Genomic DNA, 5,223 nt, shown 5'->3' with positions numbered 1-5,223 from the left:
GCGCTATCCACGCAGCATCGTCGAGGTCATCGAGAGCCCGCCGCAGGCCGCGCTTGGCCTTTTGCAACAGCAGGAGGTCGAGTTCTACATCGGCCCCGAACTGCCAAACCTGACGGACTTCCAGTTCGAGTCCATCCTCGACGATCCGCTGATGGCCTGCATCCCCACGGAAATATACGGTGGCGAAAAGAAGCTGCTGCTCTCGGACCTGCTGCGCTATCCGCTCATCCTGCTCAGCCGCAAGACCGCCGTGCGCGGCCTTGTCGATCGGCTGACGGCGGCGGAAGGCATCGAGTTCAAGCCGCAATACGAGGTCGAAAGCGCACAGACGGCGGTGGCGCTGGTGTGTTCGGGACTTGGCGTCTGCGTGGTGCCCGGCATCGCCATTTCGCGCAATGACGAGCGTATGCGGGTGGTGCCGATCGACCATCGCGACGCCCACCGCTCGGTCGGCATCATCACCGCGCGGGGCTATGTGCACCACTCCTTCTCCGAACAGCTGATGAACCTCATCCGCACCAATTTGCGCGAACTGGCAAACTGAGCGTCGCGCCTTCGGACAGGCACCTTGCACGAGCGCCGAGAATGGTGCGTTGGGAACGCCGCCATTGGCAGCCCGGCCTCTCCTGAATATCAGCGCACCCTCAGTCGGTCTGGATCCAGATCGACTTGGTCTCCAGATATTCATGCAGATGTTCGATGCCTCCCTCGCGGCCGTAGCCGGACATCTTCATGCCGCCGAACGGCACCGCCGGGTCGATGGCGTGGTACATGTTGACCCATACCGAGCCGGCCTTGATGCGGCGGGCGAGCTTGTGGGCGGTGCCAAGATGACTGGTGAAAATGCCGGCCGCCAGGCCATAGGGCGTCGCATTGGCCCGCGCCACGGCTTCGTCGAGCGTGTCGAACGGCATCGCCGAAATCACCGGACCAAAGATCTCTTCACGCGCGATGGTCATCTTGTCCGACACCGCACCGAAGACAGTCGGCGCGATGAAATTGCCGCCGTCGTAGGGCCCGCCGGTCAGTCGCGAGCCGCCCGCCATCAGTTCCGCGCCTTCGTCGCGGCCGGCCTTGATATAGCCCACCACCTTGCCGGCCTGCCTGGCATTGATGAGCGGGCCGATTTCGGTTTCCGCCTCGATGCCATGGCCGATGCGAAGCCTGCCGGCAAACTCGGCGACCCGGCGCACGAATTCGTCATGGATTTCGCGGGCCACGAAAAGCCGCGAACCGGCGATGCAGATCTGGCCCGAATGCACGAACACAGCCATCGCGGCGACCGGAACCGCCTTGTCGATGTCGGCATCGCGGCAGACGATGATCGGCGATTTGCCGCCGAGCTCCAGGGAAACGCGCTTGAGGTTGGTCACGCCCGCCCGCGCGATGGCCTGGCCGGTCAGCGTCGAGCCGGTGAAGACGATCTTGTTGACGTCGGGATGTTCAGCGAGCCGCGCCCCGGCCTCTGTCCCGGTGCCGGTGACGACGTTGACGACGCCGTCGGGAACGCCGGCCTCCTGCATCAGCCTGGCGATCAGCAGCGGCGTCAACGAAGCATCCTCCGAGGGCTTCAGCACGATGGTGCAGCCGGTGGCGAGCGCCGGCGCGATCTTCCAGATCGACGCCGCAGTCGGAGCGTTCCAGGGGATGATCGCGCCGACAACGCCTACCGGCTCGCGCCTTGTGAACGAGACGATCTCGCCGGGGATCGAATTGTCTATGGATTCGCCATGCAGCGCGGTCGCCATGCCCGCATAGAAGCGCAGCATGCCGATGACGCGCCGCCGGTTGGCTAGCGTGCGCGTGATCGGCAGTCCCATGTCGAGAGTGTCGGAAACGCTGAGTTCTTCCCAATGGGTCTCGAAGAGATCGGCGATGCGCAGAAGCACGCACTGCCGCTCGTAGGGCGAGAATTTTGACCACGGCCCTTCGAAGGCCGTGCGCGCAGCGGCCACCGCCGCATCGATGTCGGCCGCCGAGCCACGCGGCACCGTGGCCAGCACTTCGCCAGTCGCCGGGTTGAGCGCCTGCATCTCCTGGCCGGATTGTGCCGGAACCCACTTGCCGCCGACGAACATCGGCCGGAATTCGCCATGGTAGAGCGCCGTGGCCTTCGCCCGCGGGTCGAAATTCAGCGTCATCTCTTCCTCCTCACAATTCCGTGGCGACTATGACTCCCACGCCGGTCGACCTCAAACAAGGAAAGCTAAAAGGGCGTTCAGATAATCGGACTGTGCAATGCACGCGACTTCCCCGATGGTGCCGGCAACGGAGGAACAGATATGAGACTTGCTGGCAAGGTCGCTATCGTCACGGGCGGCGGTTCGGGATTTGGCGAAGGCATCGTCAGGAAATTCGTCACCGAAGGTGCGCTGGTCGTGTTGATGGACCGTGATGAGGCCGCCGCGGCCCGCGTTGCTGCCGAAGCCGGCGAAAATGTGCGGCCAATCACTGGCGACGTCTCGACACTCGGAAGCTTCGAAGCGGCGGCAGACCTGGCCCGCTCGGCCTTTGGCGGTCTCGACATACTGGTCAACAATGCCGGCGTGGCCCAGCCGCCCTTGGCGCTCGAGACAATGGACGAAGAGATGTTCGACCGGATCGCCAACGTCAACATGCGATCCATCTACAATGGCGCCCGTGCGGTCGTTGCGCATTTCAAATCCATCAAATCAGGCGCCATCCTCAACGTCGCCTCCACCGGCGGCGTCTCGCCGCGCCCGAATTTGACGTGGTACAATGCTTCCAAAGGCTGGGCGATTGCCGCCACCCGGGCCATGGCCGTGGAACTCGCCCCCTTCGGCATCCGCGTCAACGCCATCAACCCGGTTGCCGGCGACACGCCACTTCTGTCCACTTTCATCGGCTCCGGCGAGGAGAACCGCGCCCGCGTCGTCGCCACCATTCCGATCGGCAGGCTGTCTACGCCGGCGGACATGGGCAATGCCGCGGCATTCCTGTGCTCCGACGAGGCCAGCATGATCACCGGCGTCGACCTCAACGTCGATGGCGGCAAGTGCATCTGAGCGTTAGACCATTTGGGAGTTGGCGATGAAGCCTGTCTACGAAATCGCCGTGGTGCATGGCGACGGCATCGGCCCGGAAGTCTGCGCCGCAGCGGTTCAAGTGGTAAAAGCAGCGCTCGGTCCCGGCAGCCCCTTGCACTTCAGCGAATACCCGGCCGGAGCCGAGCATTTCCTGAAGACCGGCCAGAGCTTTCCCGAGCCGACCTTCCAGGCCTGCCGCGAGGCGGACGCCATCCTGCATGGTGCGGGCGGCTTGCCGGGCGTCATCCATGCCGATGGGACCGAAGCAGGCCTGGATTTCACGCTGAGGCTGCGCTTCGAACTCGATCTCTATGCCAATATCCGCCCCGTCAGGCTTTTCGAGGGCGTGCCGAGCCCGTTGAGCGGAGTGAAGGCCGGCGATATCGACTACATCATCTTGCGCGAGAACAGCGAAGGGCTTTACGCCGCGCGGGGATCGGGCGCGCTGTTGCGCGGCGAAGTGGCGGTCGACACGCTGGTGCAGACCCGCTCCGGCATCGAGCGTATCGCACGCAAGGCCTTCGAACTGGCGCGCCAGTCGGGCGGCGCGCCCCGTGACGGCGTGCGCCGGGTGACCTGCTGCGACAAGGCCAACGTGCTGCGCAGCTATGCCTTCTTTCGCTCCGTCTTCGACGAAGTGGCGAAGGACTATCCCGATATCGCGACCGAGCACGCGCTGGTCGACGCCATGGCGATGCATCTCGTGGTGAAACCGGGCCATTTCAACGTCATCGTCAGCGAGAACATGTTCGGCGACATCCTGTCCGACCTCGCCGCCGCGACGGTGGGCGGGATGGGCATGGCGCCTTCAGCCGAGATCGGCGCGGCCAACGGCTTCTTCCAGGCCGCGCACGGCTCGGCGCCCGACATTGCCGGCCAGGGTATCGCCAATCCGTATGGGACGATCCTGTCGGCAGCCTCGATGCTCGACTGGCTCGGCCACAAGCATGGCGACGAGAGACTCAACCAGGCCGCAGCGCGCATCCGTCGCGTGACCGAGGACTGCCTGGCCAACGGGCTTCTGAGCGCCGATCTGAAAGGCAGGGCGTCGACCAGCGAGATAACCCGTTCGGTCTGCGACCGGCTCGCTGCCGGGCGCGACTGATATGACCAAGCCAAGGATAAATCTTGTTGGACCTGGCAAGGTCGGCCAGACGCTCATGCGCCGGATATTCATCGCCGGCCGGCACAGGGTCCAGACCTGAGATGGGCGCTCTCGATCGCCAGGTTTCGGTCGAGGACTTTCGCACGCTTGCCCGTCGTCGTCTGCCGAAATCCGTCTTCGAATTCATCGATGGCGGGGCGGGGCAAGAACTCACCCTCAAAGCCAATCGAAGCGATTTCGAAAAGATCAGAATTTTGCCGCGCGTGCTTACCGATGTTTCGCATCCGAACGTTTCCACGACGCTCTGGTCCGAGACCTTGCCAACACCGCTGGTGATCAGCCCGATGGGCTCCTGCGCGCTGGTCAGGCCCGGAGCCGACATTGCCATCGCGAGGGCGGCAACCGCTCGCAGCATCCCCTACACGCTCTCCACCATGGCCACGGCCAGCATCGAAGGCATGGCGCGAGCCGTACAGGGGCCGCTGTGGTTCCAGCTTTATGTGCTCAAGGATTTCGACTTCAATCGCCAGTTGGTGAGGCGAGCGGAAGAATTTGGCTATTCGACGCTGGTGGTGACCGTTGATCTGCAAGCCGGTGGCAAGCGCGAAAAGGATCTTAGGAACGGCATATCTATCCCACTGCGGCCTTCGGCCCGGCATCTCTGGGAAGGCATGCTTCATCCTGGCTGGTCGCTGCGCCTGCTGCGCGGCGGTCTGCCCCAGTTCGAGAACGTCCGCGGCTATCTCGGTGACAACAGCGCCGGCCTGACGATCGCCGCGCGTGTTGGCGGCAGCCTCCATGCAGGTTTCGACTGGGACGATTTCCGCCAGATCCGCGACTGGTGGAAAGGCCGGCTGCTGGTCAAGGGCGTCCTGCACCCGGGCGATGCGTCGCGACTGGTGGCGGCTGGTGCCGATGGCATCTGGGTGTCCAACCATGGAGGCCGCCAGCTCGACGGTGCTGTATCGAGCATCGATGCCCTGCCCGCTATCCGTCAGGCACTTGGCGCCCAAATCCCGATCCTCATCGATTCCGGTATCCGCACGGGCACGGACATCGTCAAGGCCAAGG

The 5,223-nt window shown here is 64.1% G+C and carries 5 protein-coding genes; 4 read left to right on the top strand and 1 reads right to left on the bottom strand.

Features of this window, described 5'->3' with window-relative positions:
• Positions 1 to 544, top strand: a 544-nt coding sequence (locus EN925_RS22410) for a LysR substrate-binding domain-containing protein (protein WP_245487268.1), incomplete at its 5' end; no start/stop codon positions are given.
• A gap of 100 nt (positions 545 to 644) precedes the next feature.
• Here the strand turns inward: EN925_RS22410 and EN925_RS22405 are convergent.
• Positions 645 to 2,141: an aldehyde dehydrogenase family protein gene (locus EN925_RS22405; protein ID WP_127384525.1), complete on the bottom strand. Its 1,497-nt coding sequence runs from the start codon at positions 2,139 to 2,141 to the stop codon at positions 645 to 647.
• A gap of 141 nt (positions 2,142 to 2,282) precedes the next feature.
• Here EN925_RS22405 and EN925_RS22400 point away from each other — a divergent pair, with 141 nt between their 5' ends.
• The 3 genes from EN925_RS22400 to EN925_RS22390 all read left to right on the top strand — a co-directional run.
• Positions 2,283 to 3,026 (top strand): glucose 1-dehydrogenase, encoded by a 744-nt coding sequence (locus EN925_RS22400; protein ID WP_013533144.1) that lies wholly within the window; start codon positions 2,283 to 2,285, stop codon positions 3,024 to 3,026.
• Positions 3,027 to 3,051: 25 nt separating this feature from the next.
• Positions 3,052 to 4,152, top strand: coding sequence for an isocitrate/isopropylmalate dehydrogenase family protein (locus tag EN925_RS22395; RefSeq protein WP_127368603.1), 1,101 nt, complete (start codon positions 3,052 to 3,054; stop codon positions 4,150 to 4,152).
• 101 nt (positions 4,153 to 4,253) lie between these two features.
• The coding region (locus EN925_RS22390; protein WP_164894331.1) for an alpha-hydroxy acid oxidase at positions 4,254 to 5,223 on the top strand (970 nt) is incomplete at its 3' end.

This window comes from Mesorhizobium sp. M7A.F.Ca.US.006.04.2.1 (assembly GCF_004022915.1).
GTDB classification, from domain to species: domain Bacteria; phylum Pseudomonadota; class Alphaproteobacteria; order Rhizobiales; family Rhizobiaceae; genus Mesorhizobium; species Mesorhizobium ciceri.
This window is presented reverse-complemented; position numbering and strand designations above follow the sequence as displayed.

What these genes read in the sequence shown, in the direction of transcription:
- EN925_RS22405 (WP_127384525.1), bottom strand. Translation starts at nt 2,141, where the DNA reads ATGACGCTGAATTTCGACCCGCGGGCGAAGGCCACGGCGCTCTACCAT.
- EN925_RS22400 (WP_013533144.1), top strand. Translation starts at nt 2,283, where the DNA reads ATGAGACTTGCTGGCAAGGTCGCTATCGTCACGGGCGGCGGTTCGGGA.
- EN925_RS22395 (WP_127368603.1), top strand. Translation starts at nt 3,052, where the DNA reads ATGAAGCCTGTCTACGAAATCGCCGTGGTGCATGGCGACGGCATCGGC.